We start from the raw sequence: 17866 nt of genomic DNA, 5'->3' as shown, positions 1-17866 counted from the left end.
GCGCTGGTGGCCGATGGTTCGCTGGCGCGCATCCTGCGCGGCGTGCCGGCGCTGCCGGCGTTGTGGATCCCGGCCTGAGCCAGGGCAGATCTCAGTTCAGCATCTCGCGCGCCCGCCCCAGCAGGAACTCGCGCTCGCGCCCATTGCCTGCGAGCGTGGCCGCGCGCTCGAACTCGGCGCGCGCTTCTTCGCGCCGGCCGAGCTTGGCCAGCAGGTCGCCGCGCACGCTGGGCAGCCACTGGTAGGCGGCCAGTGTGGGGTGGTCGCGCATGGCGTCCACCAGCGCGAGCGCTTCGGCCGGGCCGAAGGCCATGCCGACGGCCACCGCGCGATTCAGCGCCACCACGGGCGAGGGCGCGATCTGCGCCAGCGCGTCGTAGAGCGCGACGATCTGCACCCAGTCGGTCTCTTCGGGCGTGCGGGCGCGCGCATGGCAGGCGGCGATGGCGGCCTGCAGGGCGTACAGGCCGAGCGCGCCCCCCAGCGAACCGGCGCGCTCCAGGGCGGCGAGCCCGCGGCGGATCAGCAGGTGGTCCCAGCGGCTGCGGTCCTGTGCCATCAGCAGCACGGGCCGGCCTTGCGCGTCGGTCCGTGCCGCGGTGCGCGAGGCCTGCAGCTCCATCAGCGCGACCAGGCCGTGCACCTCGGGCTCCTGGGAGGCCAGGCCCGCCAGCACGCGGCCCAGGCGCAGGGCTTCGTCGCACAGGGTCGGGCGCATCCAGTCGTCGCCGGCGGTGGCGGTGTAGCCCTCGTTGAAGATCAGGTAGATCACCTCCAGCACCGAAGCCAGGCGCTCGGCCAGGGCCTGCGGCGGCGGCAGCTCGAAGGGCACCTTGGCGGCACTCAAGGTCTTCTTGGCGCGCACGATGCGTTGCGCCACGGTGGGCTCGGGCACGAGGAAGGCGCGCGCGATCTCGGCGGTGGTGAGGCCGCCCAGCAGGCGCAGCGTGAGCGCCAGCCGCGCGTCGGTCGAGAGCACCGGGTGGCAGGCCGTGAAGATCAGCCGCAGCAGGTCGTCGCCGATGGTGTCGGCGCGGCGGGCGTCGAGGCTGTCGACGAAGTCGGGCACGATCAAGGCCTCTTGCGCTTCGAGCTCATGGCCGATCTCCTCGTGCTTGCTCTGCATCAGCTTGGCGCGGCGCAGGTGGTCGAGTGCGCGGTTCTTCGCCGTGGCCATCAGCCAGGCGCCGGGGTTGTCGGGCACGCCGGCCTCGGGCCAGTGCTCCAGCGCGGAGATGAGGGCGTCTTGCGCCAGCTCCTCGGCCAGGCCGACGTCGCGCACCATGCGCGCCACGCCGGCGATGATCTTGGCCGCCTCGATGCGCCAGACGGCGTCGATCGCCTGGTGCGTCGTGTTGGTCATCAGCCTTGGTTCGGCGGGGTGGCGTTGGGGTCCATGTGCACCAGCTCCCACACATGGCCGTCGAGGTCTTCGAACGAGTGGCTGTACATGAAGCCGTGGTCCTGCGCTGCGCTGGGTGTCGTGCCGCCGGCCTTCACCGCCTTGGCGATGAGCGAGTCGACTTCGGCCTTGCTCGGGCACGACAGGCAGATCAGCACCTCGGTGATCTTCTTCGCGTCGGCGATCTGCTTCTTGGTGAAGGTCTGGAAGAAGGGCTCGGTGAGCAGCATCGCGTAGATGGTGTCGCTGATCACCAGGCAGGCGCCCTGGTCGTTGCTGAACTGCGGGTTGAAGCCGTAGCCCATGGACTCGAAGAAGGCGCGCGAGCGCGGCAGGTCCTTCACGGGCAGGTTGACGAAGATCTGGGTGGGGGTGCTCATGGTGTGTCGTCCTTTTTGTCGGGGTTCAGCGCCGTTCGGCGATGGTCTTCAGGTTCGCGAGGCCGGCTTCGAAGTCGGCACCGATCATCTTGTCCATGTCGATGAAGATGCCCATCAGCTTGCCGATGAAGGGGCTCGCGCCCTGCATGGCCCAGGTGACCTGGGTGGCGCTGCCTTGCGGCACGAGGTGGAAGTCGACGTTGTTGTGCGCCTCCATCGGCGCATGCATGTCGAGTGTCATCGACACCATGCCGGGCCCGCGCGGCGCCACGATGCTGATCGTGCCCTTGCCCACGTTCTTGTCGCCGTCGAAGTCGAAGGCTGCGCCCGGCCCGGCGCTGGGGCCGCGGTAGCTGCCCTTCATCAGCGGGTCCTTGCGGTTGTAGGGGTTCCAGGTGTTGAAGGCGTGCAGGTCGTTGATGAGCGGCTGCAGGGTGTCGGGCGGCGCATCGATGCGCAGCGAGCGCTCCACGCGCAGGGTGTCGGGCCGGGTGGCGGCGTAGAGCAGCAAGGCGCCCAGCGCCACGACCGCGATCAGGGCGAGGGTCCTGATCATGCCTGTGCTCCCGCGATGCCGGCTTCCAGCCGGCGCATGCGTTCGATGGCCTCGCCTTGCGTGAAGTCTTCCAGCTCGAACACCTGGCGCACCTCGATCTCGGCATCGGCCAGCTCGCCCATCGGGGCCGGGAAGCGGCGCGTCCATTCGACGGCTTCTTCGCGCGAGCGCACCTGGATGAGCGTGTAGCCGCCGATCAGCTCCTTGGCCTCGGCGAAGGGTCCGTCGATCAGCTGCCGTTGGCCGCCGCTGTAGCGGATGCGCCAGCCTTTGCTGCTGGGGTGCAGGCCGGTGGCGTCGAGCAGCACGCCGGCCTGGGCCAGCTGTTCGTGGTAGTCGGCCATGGCCGTCATCAGGGCTTCTTCGGGCATGACGCCGGCTTCGGAATCGGCATTCGCCTTCACGATGATCATGAATCGCATGTCAGCTCTCCTGTGCGGTTGGATATGGGGTTCACATCCACACGACGAAGCAGCCGTGGCCGGATCGACAAGGCTTCGGTCAAAAGGAGCGGCGGCTGGTGGAAACCCTGGCTACTCGTAGCAGGGCGCGACGCCGCGCACTTCGAGCGTGGCCCAGGCGGCGGCCGGGCATTCGGCCGCAATGGCAAGGGCTTCTTCACGCGTCTTGCAGCTGAGGAGGAAGAAGCCACCGACCATCTCCTTGGCCTCGGCGAACGGGCCGTCGAGCACCTGGGTGCGGCCGTTGCGCACCGCCACGCGGGCTGCGCTGGCGTCTTGCGCCTTGAGCGATTCGCTGGCGAGGAGCAATCCGCGTTCCTTCAGGCGGTCGCCGAAGCGCAGCATCTGGGCGTAGGCCTCGCGGCCTTCGGCCTCGGTGCGCGTGGCGCGCTGGCCGTGGGGTTCGTGGATCAGCAGCATGTAGGACATCGGGGGTTCCTCCTGTAGGCGAACGCAAGAATAGACCACGGGCGTGGACGGCGCGGGCATTTGGGGGGCTGCGTCCGCGCCCACGGGTGTGTACGATGGTTTTCCTTTCAGCGCAGCGAAGGTCGAGCGGCAAAGGATGAACGACAGCACGCGGTTCAACGCTGACTTGAGCGATGAAGGCAGAGCCCGCATGCTCATCGATGCGGTCACCGACTACGCGATCTACATGCTCGACGCCAACGGCCTGGTCTCGAGCTGGAACCCCGGCGCCCAGCGTTTCAAGGGCTACGAGGCCGCCGAGGTGATCGGCAAGCACTTCTCGCACTTCTACACCCCCGAAGACCGTGAGCTCGGCCTGCCGGCGCGCGCGCTCATGCTGGCGAGCAACGAAGGCAAGTTCGAAGGCGAGGGTTGGCGTGTGCGCAAGGACGGTACGCGCTTCTGGGCGCACGTCGTCATCGACCCGATCCGCGACCCCTGGGGCCGGCTGATCGGGTTTGCCAAGATCACGCGCGACCTCACCGAGCGGCGCGCGGCCGAGGAGTCGCTGCGGCGCAGCCAGGAGCAGTTCAGGCTGTTGGTGCAAGGCGTGACCGACTACGCCATCTACATGCTCGACACCGACGGCCGCGTGAGCAGCTGGAACGCCGGTGCCGAGCGCATCAAGGGCTATGCGCCGGGCGAGGTCATCGGCCAGCACTTCTCGCGCTTCTACACGCCGGAAGACCAGGCCGGCGGCCTGCCGGCGCGCGCGCTCGATGCGGCGCGGCGCGGCGGGCGCTACGAGGCCGAAGGCTGGCGCGTGCGCAAGGACGGCAGCCGCTTCCTCGCCAACGTGGTGATCGACCCCATCCGCGACGACGCCGGCGACATCATCGGTTTCGCCAAGGTGACGCGCGACGTGACGGCCAAGCACGAGGCGCAGCACGCACTGGAGCAGGCGCGCGAGCTGCTGTTCCAGTCGCAGAAGCTGGACGCCATCGGCCAGCTCACCGGCGGCGTGGCGCACGACTTCAACAACCTGCTGATGGTGATCATGAGCAGCCTGGAGCTGCTGCGCCGGCGCATCGGCGACGACCCCAAGCTGATCGGCATCCTCGACAACGCGGTGCGCGGCGCGCGGCGCGGCGCGTCGCTCACGCAGCGCATGCTGTCGTTCGCGCGGCGGCAGGACCTGAAGCCCGTGGCCATTGACGTGGGCGGGCTGGTCAACGGCATCTCCGAACTGCTGCGGCGATCGCTCGGGCCGAACGTCACGGTCGACATCCCGCCCCAGTCGGCCACCAGCCCGGTGCTGGTCGACGCCAACCAGCTCGAGCTGGCGCTGCTCAACCTGGCGGTGAACGCGCGCGACGCGATGCCGGGTGGCGGCGTGGTCACCATCCAGGCCGCGGAGGAGCAGGTGCCCGGCCCCGGCGCACCCGCCAAGCTGGAGCCCGGGCGCTACGTGCGCCTGTCGGTGATCGACCACGGCGAAGGCATGGACGCGGCCACGCTCGCGCGCGCCGCCGAGCCGTTCTTCACCACCAAGGGCGTGGGCAAGGGCACGGGCCTCGGGCTCTCGATGGTGGAGGGGCTGGCCTCGCAGTCGGGCGGGTGCTTCGTGCTGCGCAGCGAGCCCGGCGCGGGCACCACGGCCGAGCTGTGGCTGCCGGTGGCGCCCGACGGAGTGGCTGCCGCCGAGGCCGTGCGCGAGCCGCCGGCCGGGCCCGCTCGCGAGCGCTTGATGGTGCTGGCGGTCGACGACGACAGCCTGGTGCTGGCCAATACCATGTCGATGCTCGAGGAGCTGGGCCACGGCGTGCGCGGCGCAAGCTCGGCCGAAGAGGCGCTGGAGCTCCTGCGCACCAGCCCGCAGCCGCCGACGCTGCTGCTCACCGACCACGCCATGCCGCAGATGACGGGCGCCGAGTTGATCGAGTTGGTGCGCGAAGAGAAGCCGGGCCTCGCCTTCGTGCTGGCCACCGGCTATGCCGAACTCCAGTCGAGGCTGCCCGAATCGGTCGTGAGGCTCAGCAAGCCCTTCGACCTGAACGGGCTGGAGCGTGCCATCAGCGAATCCATCGAGCTGGCCCGCGTTGTGCGGCCGTCATAGGCGAAACGGGTTTGCCGGCGAATAATGGCCGCGCGCCGCATGGCGCATGGAATCACAACCCTGGAGGATCGCTTTCATGATGTCTCGCCTCTCTGTCCTGCTCGCCGCCACCTGCCTGGCACCCACGCTGGCCTTTGCGCAGATGGCCTCGGCCCCCTTCGACGGGCGGCTGAAGAAGATCCAGTCGAGCAAGACCATCTCGGTGGCCTACCGCATCGATGCACTGCCGTTCTCCTTCGAAGACAAGGACAAGAAGCCCAGCGGCTACAGCGTGGACCTGTGCCGCCGCGTCATCGGGGTGATCGAAAAGCAGATCGGCGTGTCGCCGCTGCAGGTCAAGTGGGTGCCGGTGACGGCGCAGAACCGCTTCAGCACCGTCAGCAGTGGCCAGGCCGACATGGAATGCGGCGCCAGCACCGTGACGCTGGGCCGCCTGAAAGAAGTCGACTTCTCCTCGCTGACCTTCGTCGACGGCACCGGCCTGCTGGTGCGTGCCAGCACCGAGGGCTACTCGCTGTCGGCGCTGGCCAACAAGAAGATCGGTGTCATTGCCGGCACCAGCAACGAGCGCGCCCTCAACCAGGCGCTCGAAGCCAAGGTGGTCACGGCCACGGTGGTGCAGGTGAAGACGCGTGAAGAAGGGCTGGCGCAACTCGAAGCGGGCAGCATCGACGCTTTCGCGAGCGACCGCGTGCTGCTGGTCGGCCTGGCCGGTGGCTCAAAGGACCCGAAGGGGCTGGCGATCCTGGCCGATGCCCTCTCGTACGAGCCCTACGCGATCGCGCTGCCGCGCGGCGACTGGGCCTTGAAGCAGTCGGTGAATGCGGCCTTGTCGCAGATCTACGCCAGCGCCGCGCTGCCCGAGCTCTACGGCCGCTGGTTCGCGCCGCTGGGCAAGCCCTCGCCGGTGCTGGAAGTGATGTTCGCCCTGGGCCGCCTGCCCGAGTGAGCTAGCTGCGAAGCCGGAGCGGGCGGCTCAGGAGCGGCCGCCTACTCCGAGCTTGAGCATCAGCCGCACGTACTCGACCTGTGCGTGCAGCGTTTCCATCTCGCGCTTGAGTTCCAGCCATTGGGCCACCTGGGCCTGCAGGGCGGCGTCGGGTTGCGGGGGCGTGGGGTCGTGCGGCGTGTTCATGGGGTGCATGATTGCGCCAGCCGCGCCAAGCGCCAACCCCGTGGACCGGTGCATCGCGCAGGTGACGGAAGGACGCGATTGCCACGCAGACAATCGGCAGCTCGCACGCACTTTGCGCCCCATGAACATCCACGCCCGCGCCTGCCCGCCGATGGCCTGACAACTGCCCGGCCGGCGTATCAACACCATCAAGGCCGTCGGCGCCAGCGAGCGCAGTGCCCGCGAGGCGGCCGGCCTGGCCTGCGGCAACCTGTGCCGCTGCACGGGCTATGGCGGGGTGCAGCGGGCGATCGAGCAGCCGTTCCAGGCGCTCCGCCCATGGCACCGGGACTGCCCACGCCAGCTTCCGTTCATCCGCCCCGGACTCCGCACTTACCCGCCCGCGAGAGGGGTTCAAGCTGAGAGAACGCTTTCAGATCAGCGTGCAAGTCCTTATTTTTGAAGCAGTTTTTACATCAGTTTGACTTTTGAAGAAGTGCGTCTAAGTACTTGATTCCATTGATTTTTCTTTGCCCGATTCGTTGACCCGGCTCATCTGGTGAGATACAGTGCAGATAAGTGCACTTCAGTGGGTTTTTGTGGCAAACATCGTGTTCCAGGGGCCAGCAGGTCTGACGCTGGACGGCAAAGGGCGTATCGCCATGCCGTCGCGTCACCGCGAGGTCCTGTCCGCGATGGGCGTCAACCAGTTGACCATCACCAAGCACCCGGAGGGCGCTCTGATGATCTTTCCGCGACCAGCCTGGGAAACCTTCCGCGAACGTGTGGCCGCTCTCCCCATGGAGGCGGCCGGCTGGAAGCGCATCTTTCTCGGCAACGCGATGGACGTGGAGATCGATGCCTCCAACCGCGTGCTGATCGCGCCCGAGCTGCGCGCCGCCGCCGGGCTGAGCAAGGACGTGATGCTGCTCGGCATGGGCAGCCACTTCGAGCTGTGGGACGCTGCCCGTTACGCCGAGCACGAGGCCCGCGTGATGCAGTCGCCGATGCCCGAGGCGCTGAAGAGCTTCAGCTTCTGAGCGAGACAGGCATGACGTCCTCGAAGCGACCAGGAGCCCGAGCGCCGGGCCGTCCCAAGCCGGGCGACATCCCCTCGGGGGATCGACCGACGTACCCGTCGGACGAGGGGCTGTCACACACGACGGTGCTTCTCAATGAAGCCGTCGATGCGCTCGTCACCAACCCCGACGGCATTTACGTCGACGGCACCTTCGGCCGCGGCGGGCATTCGCGCCTGCTGCTGTCTCGGCTGTCGCCTGCTGGAAGGCTGGTGGCCATCGACCGGGATCTACAAGCCGTTGCGGCTGCGACATCAGGTGCAACGCGGGTCGATGACCCGCGTTTTTCCATCCATCACACAAGCTTCGCGAACATGGTGCCGACCCTGGCCGCGCTGGGCGTGAACAAGGTGCACGGGCTGCTGCTCGATCTGGGCGTGTCTTCTCCGCAGATCGACGACCCCGAACGTGGCTTCAGCTTCCGCTTCGACGGGCCGCTGGACATGCGCATGGACACGACCCGGGGCGAGAGCGCCGCGGATTTCCTGGCCCGCGCCGACGAGCGCCTTATCGCGGAGGTGATAAAGAACTATGGGGAAGAACGGTTTGCTCTATCGGTTGCAAAGGCGCTTGTTGCTCGGCGCGAAAGCGGGAATCCTGTTCGAACAACAGCTGAGCTTTCCGAAGTCGTGGCTGGCGCGGTCCGGACCCGCGAAGCGGGCCAGAACCCTGCAACGCGCACATTTCAAGCTCTACGGATTTTCGTCAATGCCGAGCTTGAGGAGCTCGAACAAGGGCTGAGCGCAGCACTCGATCTGCTGCTGCCCGGCGGCCGCCTGGTGGTCATCAGCTTCCACTCGCTCGAAGACCGCATCGTCAAGACCTTCATCGCGAAGGAGAGCAAGGAGGTCTACGACCGCCGTGCGCCGTTCGCGGCGCCGAAGGCCATGCGCTTGAAGTCACTCGGGCGGGTGAAGCCTTCCGACGCCGAGATCGACGCGAACCCGCGTTCGCGCTCGGCGGTGATGCGCGTGGCCGAGCGCACGGAGGTGGCATGAAGACGCCGCTTGCGAATCGAAAGGCCGCAGTCGGTGACGGCATCGCCCGAGCCCGAGCGCCCGGCCGCCCGAAGCCGGGCTCGACCCTCTCGGAGGGTCGGTCGCTGTACTCGGCGACCGGGGTGTTGTCATGACCCGCCTCAACGTCCTCCTCCTGGTGGCGCTGGTGATCAGCAGCGTCTATCTTGTACGGGTGTCGTACGAGTCGCGCCGCCTGTTCGCCGAGCTGGACCGCGCGCAGAGCGAGGCGCGCCAACTCGACATCGAGCACGAGCGCCTGAAGGCCGACAAGCAGTCGCAGGCCACGCCGCTGCGCGTGGAGCGCGTCGCACGCGACCGCCTGGCCATGCGCACCGCCACGCCGGCCGTCACGCAGTACGTGACCTATGCCGCCTCGGCTCCGGGGGCTGCGCAATGAAGATCCAGGGAAAGGCTCCCAAGGCTGGTGCCGTCAACGTGCGCTCGGTGATGTACTCGACCAGCCCACTGCTGGCCTCGAAGACACCGCCGTGGCGCTCCAAGTTCCTGGTCGGTCTGGTGGGCCTGGGCTTCTGCGTGCTGGCCGGCCGCGCCGTCTACGTGCAGATTGTCGGCAACGACTTCTTCCTCAAGCAAGGCGAGATCCGCTACGCGCGCACGCTCGATCTCTCGGCCAGCCGCGGCCGAATCACCGACCGCAACGGGCTCATCCTCGCGGCCAGCGTGCCGGCGCCATCGCTCTGGGTCATCCCGAAAGAGTTCGAGGCCGACAAGAAGCAGCGCCAGCAGCTCGCGCGCCTGCTCGGCATGAGCACGGCCGACATTGCCGGCAAGCTCGACGACAGCCCCAACTTCGCCTGGCTGCGCCGCCAGGTCGACGAGCCGGTGGCGAAAGAGGCGCTGTCGCTGGGCATCAAGGGCCTGTACCAGGTGCGCGAGTTCAAGCGCAAGTACCCCGAGGGCGAGGCTGCGGCGCACGTGGTGGGCTTCACCAACATCGAAGAGAAGGGCCAGGAAGGCATCGAGCTCGCGTTCCAGAAGGACCTGCAGGGCCGCAACGGCACGCGCCGCGTGGTGAAGGACCGCCTGGGCCGCGTGGTCGAAGACATCGGCGAGAGCGTGCAGCCCGTCGACGGCCGCGACATCCAGCTCTCGGTCGACTCCAAGGTGCAGTTCTACGCCTACCAGCGCATCCGCGACGCCGTGGCCGAGCACAAGGCCAAGGCCGGCAGCGTGGTGGTGCTCGACGTGCAGACGGGCGAGGTGCTGGCGCTGGCCAACTTCCCGAGCTACTCGCCCAACGACCGGCAGAACCTCTCCGGCGGGCAGCTGCGCAACCGCGCGCTGACCGACACCTTCGAACCCGGCTCGACGATGAAGCCCTTCATCGTCTCGATCGCGCTCGAAACGGGCCGCGTGAACCCCAAGACCGTGATCGCCACCTCGCCCGGCAGCATCAACATCACCGGCTCCACCATCCGCGACGCCCACCCGCACGGCGACCTCACGGTCGAAGAGGTGATCCAGAAGTCGAGCAATGTCGGCACCGTCAAGATGGCGATGCAGATGCAGCCGCGCGAGATGTGGGAGATGTACACCCAGGTCGGCCTGGGGCAGCGCCCGCAGATCGACTTCCCCGGCGCCGTGAGCGGCCGCCTGCGCCCGTACAAGACCTGGCGCCCGGTGGAGCAAGCGACCATGAGCTACGGCTACGGCCTGTCGGCGAGCCTCTTCCAGCTGGCGCGCGCCTACACGGTGTTCGCGCGCGACGGCGAGCTCATTCCCACCTCCATCGTGCACAACGCCAACCTGCCGAACGACGCACAGGCGCCCGGCGTGCGCGTGATGTCGCCCAAGACGGCGCAGGCCGTGCGCCACATGCTGCAGATGGCCGCCGGCCCCGGCGGCACCGGCCCCAAGGCGCAGACCGTGGGCTATTCGGTGGGCGGCAAGTCCGGCACGGCGCACAAGCAAGAGGGCAAGGGCTACGCCGAGAAGAAGTACCGCTCGTGGTTCGTCGGCATGGCGCCGATCGACAAGCCGCGCATCGTGGTGGCGGTGATGGTCGACGAGCCCAACAACGGCAAGTACTTCGGCGGCGACGTGGCCGCGCCGGTGTTCAGCGAGGTGGTGCAGCAGACACTGCGCTCGATGAGCGTGCAGCCCGACCTCGAGGTCAAGCAGCAGATCATCTCGAACAAGCTGCCGGCGGTGGAGGAGAGCTTCTGATGGCGCCCCTCACAGCTGTGCATGACGTCGGCAGCGCCGTCGCCTGGCTGCGCAGCCGCGGCGTGCACAACCTCAGCACCGACAGCCGCCGCATGCAGGCGGGCGATGCCTTCATCGCCTGGCCCGGTTACGCCAACGACGGCCGCCAGTTCGTTCCCGCCGCGCTGGCCGCGGGAGCGGCCGCCTGCCTGGTCGAGGCCAAGGGCGCCGAGGCCTTCGCCTTCGACGGCACCCGCGTGGCCGCCATGCACGGCCTGAAGGCCGCCACCGGCCCGCTTGCCAGCACCTACCTCGAACACCCCAGCCACAAGCTCGATGTGGTCGCCGTCACCGGCACCAACGGCAAGACCTCGGTCGCCTGGTGGGTGGCGCAGGCGCTGAGCCTGCTGGGCAGGCGCTGCGGCGTGGTTGGCACGCTGGGTGTGGGCGAGCCGCCCTCGGCCGCATCGCCCAATGCCTCGGTGCTGTCCACCGGCCTCACCACGCCCGACCCGGTGACGCTGCAGACGGCCTTCCGCCGCTTCGTCGACAGCGGCTTCTCAGCCTGTGCGATCGAGGCCTCGTCCATCGGCATCGTCGAGCAGCGCCTCGCCGGCACGCGCATCGGCGTGGCCTTGTTCACCAACTTCACGCGCGACCACATCGACTACCACGGCGACATGGACACGTACTGGGCGGCCAAGGCCCAGCTCTTCGCCTGGCCCGGCCTGCGTGCGGCGGTGCTCAACGTCGACGACGAGCGCGGCGCCGCGCTCGCGCCCACGTTGACGGGCCTGGACGTGTGGACCTACAGCACGCGCAAGTCGGCACGTCTGCTGGCGAGCGATATCGTCTACCGCGACGGCGGCCTCGCCTTCACCTTGCACGAGAACGCCACCACCGCCGAAGTGCGCAGCGGCCTGATCGGTGACTACAACGTCTCCAACCTGCTGGCGCTGATCGGCGGCCTGCGCGCGCTCGGCGTGCCGCTGGCCGATGCGGCCCGCGTGTGCGCGCAGCTCACGCCGGTGCCGGGCCGCATGCAGAGCGTGAGCAGCACTGACATGGCAGGCGGCCCCGCGGTGGTCGTCGACTATGCCCACACGCCCGATGCGCTGGAGAAGGCCCTGCAGGCGCTGCGCCCGCTGGCGCGCGAACGCGGCGGCCAGCTGTGGGGCGTGTTCGGCTGTGGCGGCAACCGCGACGCGACCAAGCGCCCGCTGATGGGTGCCATCGCCGAGCGCGAGGCCGACCGCGTGGTGGTGACCAGCGACAACCCGCGCAACGAGCAGCCGGGCGAGATCCTGAAGCAGATCGCCGCCGGCATGGCGCAGCCCGACCGCGCGCAGGTGATCGAAGACCGCCGCGCCGCCATCGTGCAGGCGGTGGTACAGGCGCAGCCGCAGGATGTGATCCTCATCGCCGGCAAGGGCCACGAGCCCGACCAGGAGATCGCGGGCGTGAAGCACCCGTTCTCCGACGTCGAGGAAGCGCAGGCGGCGCTGGCTCAAAGGGGGCCGCGATGATGATGACGCTGGCCCAGGCCCACGCGCTGCTGCCCAACGCCACCCTCACCGGCAACGCTCAGGTGCAGATCAAGCGCGTGCACTCCGACTCGCGCAGCCTGCAGCCCGGCGACCTCTTCGTGGCCTTGCGCGGCGAGCGCTTCGACGCCAATGACTTCCTGGCGCAGGCCCGCGAGGCAGGTGCCGTCGCCGCCCTGGCCGAGCGCGGTCTGGCCGAGGCCGGCTTGCCGGGCCTGCAGGTGACCGACAGCAAGCAGGCCTTGGGCGAGCTGGCGGCCGCCTGGCGCTCCTGCTTCGACCTGCCGCTGATTGCCGTGACCGGCAGCAACGGCAAGACCACCGTCACGCAGATGCTGGCCTCGGTGCTGAAGGCCTGGTGGGGCGAGGGCGCGTTCAGCACGCAAGGCAACTTCAACAACGACATCGGCGTGCCGCTCACGCTGCTGCGCCTGCGGCCCGAACACCGCGCTGGCGTGATCGAACTCGGCATGAACCACCCGGGCGAGATCGCCTCGCTCGCCGCGATGACGGCGCCCGCGGTCGCCCTCGTCAACAACGCGCAGCGCGAGCACCAGGAGTTCATGGCGACCGTGGAAGCCGTGGCGCGCGAGAACGGCACCGTGATCGAGGCCCTGGGCCCGCGCGGCGTGGCCGTGTTCCCGGCCGACGACGACTACGCACCGCTGTGGCACCAGCTCGCTGGCCAGCGCCCCACGCTCACCTTCGCCCTGCGCGGCGCGGCCGACGTGACCGCCGACGCCGAGTGGGCCCACGACCACTGGTCGCTGATGCTGCACACGCCGGCCGGCTTTGCCGCCGTGCAGTTGCGCATTGCCGGCTGGCACAACGTGAAGAACGCGCTGGCGGTCACGGCCTGCGCACTGGCGGCAGGCTGCCCGCTCGAGGCCATCGTGCGCGGGCTTGAGGCCTTCGAGCCGGTGAAGGGCCGCTCGCAGCTCAAGCGCGGCGTGGTGCAGAACGTGCCCGTCACGCTGGTCGACGACACCTACAACGCCAACCCCGATTCGGCGCGCGCCGCCGTCGAGGTGCTCGCTTCGCTGCCGGGCCCGCGCTGGCTGGTGCTGGGCGACATGGGCGAGGTGGGCGACCAGGGCCCGGCCTTCCACCGCGAGGTGGGCGCCTATGCGCGCACCCACGGCATCAACGCGCTGTGGACGGCCGGCTCGCTGAGCCGCTACACGGCCGATGCCTTCGGCGGCGAGCACAACGGCAGCGCGCGCCACTTCAACAGCGTGGCCGATCTCCTGGCTGCGCTGAAGGCCGCACCGGAGTGCGCCTCGGTGCTGGTGAAGGGTTCGCGCTTCATGAAGATGGAACAGGTGGTGGCTGCGCTGACATCGACCGACACACAACAACAAGGAAGCCCACACCATGCTGCTTAGCCTCGCCCAGTGGCTGCAGAACCTCTACCCCGACCAACTGGGTTTTCTGCGCGTCTTCCAGTACCTCACCTTCCGCGCCGTGCTGGCCGCCATGACGGCGCTGCTGATCGGCCTGGCCTTCGGGCCGTGGGTGATCCGCCGCCTCACTGAACTCAAGATCGGCCAGCCCATCCGCGAGTACGGCGTGCAGGAGCACATCGCCAAGAGCGGCACGCCCACCATGGGCGGCGTGCTGATCCTGATCGCCATCGGCATCAGCACCCTGCTGTGGTTCGACTGGAGCAACCGCTTCGTCTGGATCGTGATGATCGTGACCATGGGCTTCGGCGCCATCGGCTGGGTCGACGACTGGCGCAAGGTCGTCAAGAAAGACCCGGAGGGCATGCGCTCGCGCGAGAAGTACTTCTGGCAGTCGCTCATCGGCCTGGTGGCGGCGCTGTACCTCGCGTTCAGCGTGTCGGAGACGTCGAACCTGCGCGTGCTGGAGCTCTTCATCCGCTGGGTGCAGAGCGGCTTCAGCAACGACCTGCCGCCCAAGGCCGACCTGATGATTCCCTTCGTCAAGACCATCAGCTACCCGCTGGGCGTCTTCGGCTTCATCATCCTCACCTACCTCGTGATCGTGGGTGCGAGCAACGCGGTCAACCTCACCGACGGGCTCGATGGCCTGGCCATCATGCCGGTGGTGATGGTGGGCTCGGCGCTGGGCGTGTTCGCCTACGTGGTGGGCAGCTCGGTGTACAGCAAGTACCTGATCTTCCCCTACATCCCCGGCGCCGGCGAGCTGCTGATCTTCTGCGCCGCCATGGCCGGCGCGGGCCTCGCCTTCCTCTGGTTCAACGCGCACCCGGCGCAGGTGTTCATGGGTGACGTGGGTGCGCTCTCGCTGGGCGGGGCGCTGGGGACGATTGCCGTCATCACGCGCCAGGAGATCGTGCTCTCGATCATGGGCGGCATCTTCGTCGTCGAAGCGCTGTCGGTGATGCTGCAGGTGAGCTGGTTCAAGTACACGAAGAAGAAGTTCGGCAGCGGCCGGCGCATCCTGAAGATGGCCCCGCTGCACCACCACTTCGAGAAGTCCGGCTGGAAGGAGACGCAGGTGGTGGTGCGCTTCTGGATCATCACCATGCTCTTGTGCCTGGTGGGTTTGGCGAGTTTGAAGTTGCGCTGATGAAGCATTTGAAAGACAGCACGGTTCTTGTTCTGGGCCTGGGTGAATCCGGGCTCGCGATGGCGCGCTGGTGCGCAAGCCATGGCGCGAACGTGCGCGTGTGGGACTCGCGCGAGCAGGCGCCGCAAGACGGCGCCCTGGCCGAGCACGTGCCGCAGGCACAGCGCCTGCACGGCGCCCTGCCGGACAGCGTGCTGAACGGCGTGCAGCTGGTGCTCAAGAGCCCCGGCCTCGCGCCCATCGACGAGCGCATCGCGCCCACGCTCAAGCTCGCACGCGACACCGGCGTGCCGGTGCAGGGCGAGCTCGACCTGTTCACCCGCGCACTGGCCGACCTGAAGGCCCAGCGCGGCTATGCGCCCAAGGTGATCGCCATCACCGGCACCAACGGCAAGACCACCACCACCTCGATGACGGCGCAGCTGGTGGAGCGCGCCGACAAGCGCGTGGCCGTGGCCGGCAACATCGGGCCGACCATGCTGCAGACGCTGGCCGAGGTGCTGGCGGCCGAACCGGCGGTGGAGGTGGAAGAGGTGATCGCTGAGGCCGTGGCCGAAGAGCCGGTGCTGGAAGCGCCTGCAACAGTCGATGACGACGCCATCGCCGCCGAGTCCGAGACGCTCGCCGCGCAGCAGATCCCGGCCGAGGCCGAAGCGGCCATTGCAGATCCTGCACCCGAAGCTGTACCGGCCGACGACGAGCCGACCGGTGGCGGCCCGCCGCCGCACCTGATTCCGCCGCCTCCGCCCGGCCCGGTGTTCGAGCACCTGCCCGAGGTCTGGGTGCTGGAGCTCTCCAGCTTCCAGCTCGACGGCGTGCAGGGCTTCGAGCCCAGCGCGGCGGTGGTGCTCAACGTCACGCAGGACCACCTCGACTGGCACGGCAGCATGGAGGCCTATGCCGCCGCCAAGGCGCGCATCTACGGCAAGGATGCGGTGATGGTCGTCAACCGCGACGATGCAGCGGTCGAGAAGATGATCCCCGCCCCCATCCCCGGCAAGGGCCGCTTCGCCAAGCCCATCGAGCGCCACGTGGTGCGCTTCGGCCTCGATGCGCCGCACCACCCCGGCGACTTCGGCGTGCTGATCGAGAACGGCATCGCCTGGCTCGTGCGTGCGATGGAAGCCGACGAGACGGTCAAGAAGCCCAAGAAGGGCGCCGTCGTCGAGCCCGAAGACCTGCACATCCAGCGCCTGATGCCGGCTGATGCGTTGCGCGTGCGCGGCCGCCACAACGCCGCCAATGCATTGGCCGCGCTGGCGCTCGCCACGGCCATCGGCTGCCCGTTGGCGCCCATGCTGCACGGCCTGCGCGAGTACGCCGGCGAACCGCACCGCGTGGAATTCGTCGCGCTGGTGAACAGCGTCGAGGCCTATGACGACAGCAAGGGCACCAACGTGGGCGCCACGGTCGCCGCGCTCAATGGCCTGGGCGAGGACAAGGCTCCGAGCAAGCTGGTGGTGATCCTGGGCGGCGACGGCAAGGGCCAGGACTTCACGCCGCTGGCCACGCCGGTGCGCAAGCACGTGCGCGCCGTGGCCACCATCGGCCGCGATGCCGACGCCATCGAGCGGGTGCTGACGGACACCGGCGTTCCCGTGCAACGCCACGAGACGCTGCAGGCCGCCACGCAATGGGCCTTCCAGCGCGCGCATGCGGGGGACGCCGTGCTGCTGAGCCCGGCCTGCGCCAGCCTGGACATGTTCCGCAACTACGCGCACCGCGCCGAGGTCTTCGTGGCCGAGGTGAAGGCGCTGGCCGAGTCCGGCGGGGAGGTGGTGTGAGCAGCCTGGCCGCACGCTTCGGGCTGGATGCGCTGAAGGAGCGCGTCGCCGCGCTGCTCAAGCGCGACGGCGGCACCGCCGTGCCCATCCGCGACTGGAACGGCGCCACCGGCCAGCCCACCAAGCTGCAAGGCTTCGACCAGCCGCTGATCTGGATGGTGGTGGCCTTGCTCGCGCTCGGCCTGGTGATGGTGTATTCGGCCTCGGTGGCCTTGCCCGACAACCCCAAGTTCGCGCGCTACGCCGCCACGCACTTCCTGAGCCGGCATGCCATCTCCATCGTGGTCGCCTTCGTGGCCGCCGTGGTGGTGGTGCAGGTGCCGGTGAGCGTGTGGGAGAAGTTCGCGCCCTGGATCTTCGTCGGCGCGCTGCTGCTGCTGGTGCTGGTGCTGATCCCGCACGTGGGCAAGGGCGTGAACGGCGCGCGCCGCTGGATCCCGCTGGGCTTCACCAACTTCCAGCCTTCCGAGCTGGCCAAGCTCGCCATCGCGCTCTACGCCGCCAACTACATGGTGCGCAAGATGGAGGTGAAGGAGAACTTCTTCCGCGCCGTGATGCCGATGGCGGTGAGCGTGGCGGTGGTGGGCCTGCTGCTGCTGGCCGAGCCCGACATGGGCGCCTTCATGGTGATCGCGGCCATCGCCATGGGCATCCTGTTCCTGGGCGGCGTGAACGGGCGCATGTTCTTCCTGATCACCGCGGTGCTGGTCGGCGCCTTCGTGCTGATGATCACCTTCAGCGAATGGCGGCGCGAGCGCATCTTTGCCTACCTCAACCCCTGGGACGAGAAGTACACGCTGGGCAAGGCCTACCAGCTCTCGCATTCGCTGATCGCCTTTGGCCGCGGCGAGATCTTCGGCCAGGGCCTGGGTTCCAGCGTGGAGAAACTGCATTACCTGCCCGAGGCGCACACCGACTTCCTGCTCGCCGTGATCGGCGAGGAGCTGGGCTTCGTCGGCGTGGCAGCGGTGATCTTCGCCTTCTTCTGGCTGAGCCGCCGCATCTTCCACATCGGCCGCCAGGCGGTCGCTCTCGACCGCGTGTTCGCCGGCCTGTTCGCGCAAGGCATCGGCATCTGGGTGGGTGGGCAGGCTTTCATCAACATGGGTGTGAACCTGGGCGTGCTACCGACCAAGGGGTTGACGCTGCCGCTGATGAGCTTTGGCGGCTCGGGCATCTTGATGAACATGGTGGCGCTCGCCATCGTGCTGCGGATCGACATCGAGAACCGCCAGCTGATGCGTGGAGGCCGCGCATGAGCAAGCACCTGGTGATCATGGC

Annotated in this window: 17 protein-coding genes; 11 read left to right on the top strand and 6 right to left on the bottom strand. The window is 68.5% G+C overall.

Going from position 1 to position 17866, the window contains the following annotated elements; genetic code table 11:
• Nucleotides 1–91 precede the first annotated feature (91 nt).
• The 5 genes from VFL64_RS20665 to VFL64_RS20645 all read right to left on the bottom strand — a co-directional run bounded on the left by VFL64_RS20665 (nt 92) and on the right by VFL64_RS20645 (nt 3228).
• The gene (locus VFL64_RS20665) at nt 92–1363 is read right to left on the bottom strand and encodes an RNA polymerase sigma factor (protein ID WP_489542265.1); all 1272 of its coding nucleotides are present in this window, start codon (nt 1361–1363) and stop codon (nt 92–94) included.
• Nucleotides 1363–1782: a VOC family protein gene (locus VFL64_RS20660; RefSeq protein WP_489542264.1), complete on the bottom strand. Its 420-nt coding sequence runs from the start codon at nt 1780–1782 to the stop codon at nt 1363–1365. Before VFL64_RS20660 ends, VFL64_RS20665 begins: the two co-directional genes overlap by 1 nt.
• A 25-nt stretch (nt 1783–1807) precedes the next feature.
• Nucleotides 1808–2338 (bottom strand): SRPBCC family protein, encoded by a 531-nt coding sequence (locus VFL64_RS20655; protein WP_489542263.1) that lies wholly within the window; start codon nt 2336–2338, stop codon nt 1808–1810.
• Nucleotides 2335–2760: a YciI family protein gene (locus VFL64_RS20650; RefSeq protein ID WP_489542262.1), complete on the bottom strand. Its 426-nt coding sequence runs from the start codon at nt 2758–2760 to the stop codon at nt 2335–2337. Before VFL64_RS20650 ends, VFL64_RS20655 begins: the two co-directional genes overlap by 4 nt.
• A gap of 111 nt (nt 2761–2871) precedes the next feature.
• Nucleotides 2872–3228, bottom strand: coding sequence for a YciI family protein (locus VFL64_RS20645; RefSeq protein ID WP_489542261.1), 357 nt, complete (start codon nt 3226–3228; stop codon nt 2872–2874).
• Between the two features lie 190 nt (nt 3229–3418).
• Between VFL64_RS20645 and VFL64_RS20640 the strand changes: the two genes are divergently transcribed.
• Together VFL64_RS20640 and VFL64_RS20635 are read left to right on the top strand one after the other, a co-directional pair.
• Nucleotides 3419–5323 (top strand): hybrid sensor histidine kinase/response regulator, encoded by a 1905-nt coding sequence (locus VFL64_RS20640; RefSeq protein ID WP_489542260.1) that lies wholly within the window; start codon nt 3419–3421, stop codon nt 5321–5323.
• A gap of 76 nt (nt 5324–5399) precedes the next feature.
• Nucleotides 5400–6272, top strand: a complete 873-nt coding sequence (locus tag VFL64_RS20635) for an amino acid ABC transporter substrate-binding protein (protein WP_489542259.1) — start codon at nt 5400–5402, stop codon at nt 6270–6272.
• 27 nt (nt 6273–6299) lie between these two features.
• Here VFL64_RS20635 and VFL64_RS20630 read toward each other — a convergent pair whose 3' ends face one another.
• Complete coding sequence (locus VFL64_RS20630; protein WP_489542258.1) at nt 6300–6458, bottom strand: hypothetical protein; 159 nt, start codon at nt 6456–6458, stop codon at nt 6300–6302.
• A gap of 590 nt (nt 6459–7048) precedes the next feature.
• Here VFL64_RS20630 and VFL64_RS20625 point away from each other — a divergent pair.
• The 9 genes from VFL64_RS20625 to ftsW all read left to right on the top strand — a co-directional run bounded on the left by VFL64_RS20625 (nt 7049) and on the right by ftsW (nt 17844).
• Nucleotides 7049–7477, top strand: a complete 429-nt coding sequence (locus tag VFL64_RS20625) for a division/cell wall cluster transcriptional repressor MraZ (RefSeq protein WP_489542266.1) — start codon at nt 7049–7051, stop codon at nt 7475–7477.
• A gap of 11 nt (nt 7478–7488) precedes the next feature.
• Nucleotides 7489–8514, top strand: a complete 1026-nt coding sequence (gene rsmH, locus VFL64_RS20620; RefSeq protein WP_489542257.1) for a 16S rRNA (cytosine(1402)-N(4))-methyltransferase RsmH — start codon at nt 7489–7491, stop codon at nt 8512–8514.
• A gap of 130 nt (nt 8515–8644) precedes the next feature.
• A complete protein-coding gene (gene ftsL / locus VFL64_RS20615; RefSeq protein ID WP_489542256.1) occupies nt 8645–8932 on the top strand; it encodes a cell division protein FtsL in 288 nt (95 codons plus the stop codon).
• Nucleotides 8929–10722, top strand: coding sequence for a peptidoglycan D,D-transpeptidase FtsI family protein (locus tag VFL64_RS20610; RefSeq protein WP_489542255.1), 1794 nt, complete (start codon nt 8929–8931; stop codon nt 10720–10722). Before ftsL ends, VFL64_RS20610 begins: the two co-directional genes overlap by 4 nt.
• Nucleotides 10722–12227: a UDP-N-acetylmuramoyl-L-alanyl-D-glutamate--2,6-diaminopimelate ligase gene (locus VFL64_RS20605; protein WP_489542254.1), complete on the top strand. Its 1506-nt coding sequence runs from the start codon at nt 10722–10724 to the stop codon at nt 12225–12227. Before VFL64_RS20610 ends, VFL64_RS20605 begins: the two co-directional genes overlap by 1 nt.
• Nucleotides 12224–13630 (top strand): UDP-N-acetylmuramoyl-tripeptide--D-alanyl-D-alanine ligase, encoded by a 1407-nt coding sequence (locus VFL64_RS20600; protein WP_489542253.1) that lies wholly within the window; start codon nt 12224–12226, stop codon nt 13628–13630. Before VFL64_RS20605 ends, VFL64_RS20600 begins: the two co-directional genes overlap by 4 nt.
• Nucleotides 13620–14801 (top strand): phospho-N-acetylmuramoyl-pentapeptide-transferase, encoded by a 1182-nt coding sequence (gene mraY / locus VFL64_RS20595; protein WP_489542252.1) that lies wholly within the window; start codon nt 13620–13622, stop codon nt 14799–14801. The genes VFL64_RS20600 and mraY overlap by 11 nt, the downstream gene beginning before the upstream one ends.
• Nucleotides 14801–16585, top strand: coding sequence for a UDP-N-acetylmuramoyl-L-alanine--D-glutamate ligase (gene murD, locus VFL64_RS20590; protein WP_489542251.1), 1785 nt, complete (start codon nt 14801–14803; stop codon nt 16583–16585). The genes mraY and murD overlap by 1 nt, the downstream gene beginning before the upstream one ends.
• Entirely contained in the window at nt 16582–17844 is a 1263-nt protein-coding gene (gene ftsW / locus VFL64_RS20585; RefSeq protein WP_489542250.1) for a putative lipid II flippase FtsW, read from the top strand. The genes murD and ftsW overlap by 4 nt, the downstream gene beginning before the upstream one ends.
• The last annotated feature ends 22 nt before the right edge of the window (nt 17845–17866 follow it).

Source organism: Rhizobacter sp., assembly GCF_035702065.1.
Taxonomy (GTDB): Bacteria; Pseudomonadota; Gammaproteobacteria; order Burkholderiales; family Burkholderiaceae_C; genus Rhizobacter.
Note: the sequence above shows the minus strand (reverse complement) of the source record. Positions and strands in the feature narration are given on the sequence as shown.

Bases quoted from the DNA above. Each gene is read 5' to 3' on its own strand.
- VFL64_RS20665 (WP_489542265.1), bottom strand. From the start codon at position 1,363: ATGACCAACACGACGCACCAGGCGATCGACGCCGTCTGGCGCATCGAG.
- VFL64_RS20660 (WP_489542264.1), bottom strand. From the start codon at position 1,782: ATGAGCACCCCCACCCAGATCTTCGTCAACCTGCCCGTGAAGGACCTG.
- VFL64_RS20655 (WP_489542263.1), bottom strand. From the start codon at position 2,338: ATGATCAGGACCCTCGCCCTGATCGCGGTCGTGGCGCTGGGCGCCTTG.
- VFL64_RS20650 (WP_489542262.1), bottom strand. From the start codon at position 2,760: ATGCGATTCATGATCATCGTGAAGGCGAATGCCGATTCCGAAGCCGGC.
- VFL64_RS20645 (WP_489542261.1), bottom strand. From the start codon at position 3,228: ATGTCCTACATGCTGCTGATCCACGAACCCCACGGCCAGCGCGCCACG.
- VFL64_RS20640 (WP_489542260.1), top strand. From the start codon at position 3,419: ATGCTCATCGATGCGGTCACCGACTACGCGATCTACATGCTCGACGCC.
- VFL64_RS20635 (WP_489542259.1), top strand. From the start codon at position 5,400: ATGATGTCTCGCCTCTCTGTCCTGCTCGCCGCCACCTGCCTGGCACCC.
- VFL64_RS20630 (WP_489542258.1), bottom strand. From the start codon at position 6,458: ATGAACACGCCGCACGACCCCACGCCCCCGCAACCCGACGCCGCCCTG.
- rsmH (WP_489542257.1), top strand. From the start codon at position 7,489: ATGACGTCCTCGAAGCGACCAGGAGCCCGAGCGCCGGGCCGTCCCAAG.
- ftsL (WP_489542256.1), top strand. From the start codon at position 8,645: ATGACCCGCCTCAACGTCCTCCTCCTGGTGGCGCTGGTGATCAGCAGC.
- VFL64_RS20610 (WP_489542255.1), top strand. From the start codon at position 8,929: ATGAAGATCCAGGGAAAGGCTCCCAAGGCTGGTGCCGTCAACGTGCGC.
- VFL64_RS20605 (WP_489542254.1), top strand. From the start codon at position 10,722: ATGGCGCCCCTCACAGCTGTGCATGACGTCGGCAGCGCCGTCGCCTGG.
- VFL64_RS20600 (WP_489542253.1), top strand. From the start codon at position 12,224: ATGATGATGACGCTGGCCCAGGCCCACGCGCTGCTGCCCAACGCCACC.
- mraY (WP_489542252.1), top strand. From the start codon at position 13,620: ATGCTGCTTAGCCTCGCCCAGTGGCTGCAGAACCTCTACCCCGACCAA.
- murD (WP_489542251.1), top strand. From the start codon at position 14,801: ATGAAGCATTTGAAAGACAGCACGGTTCTTGTTCTGGGCCTGGGTGAA.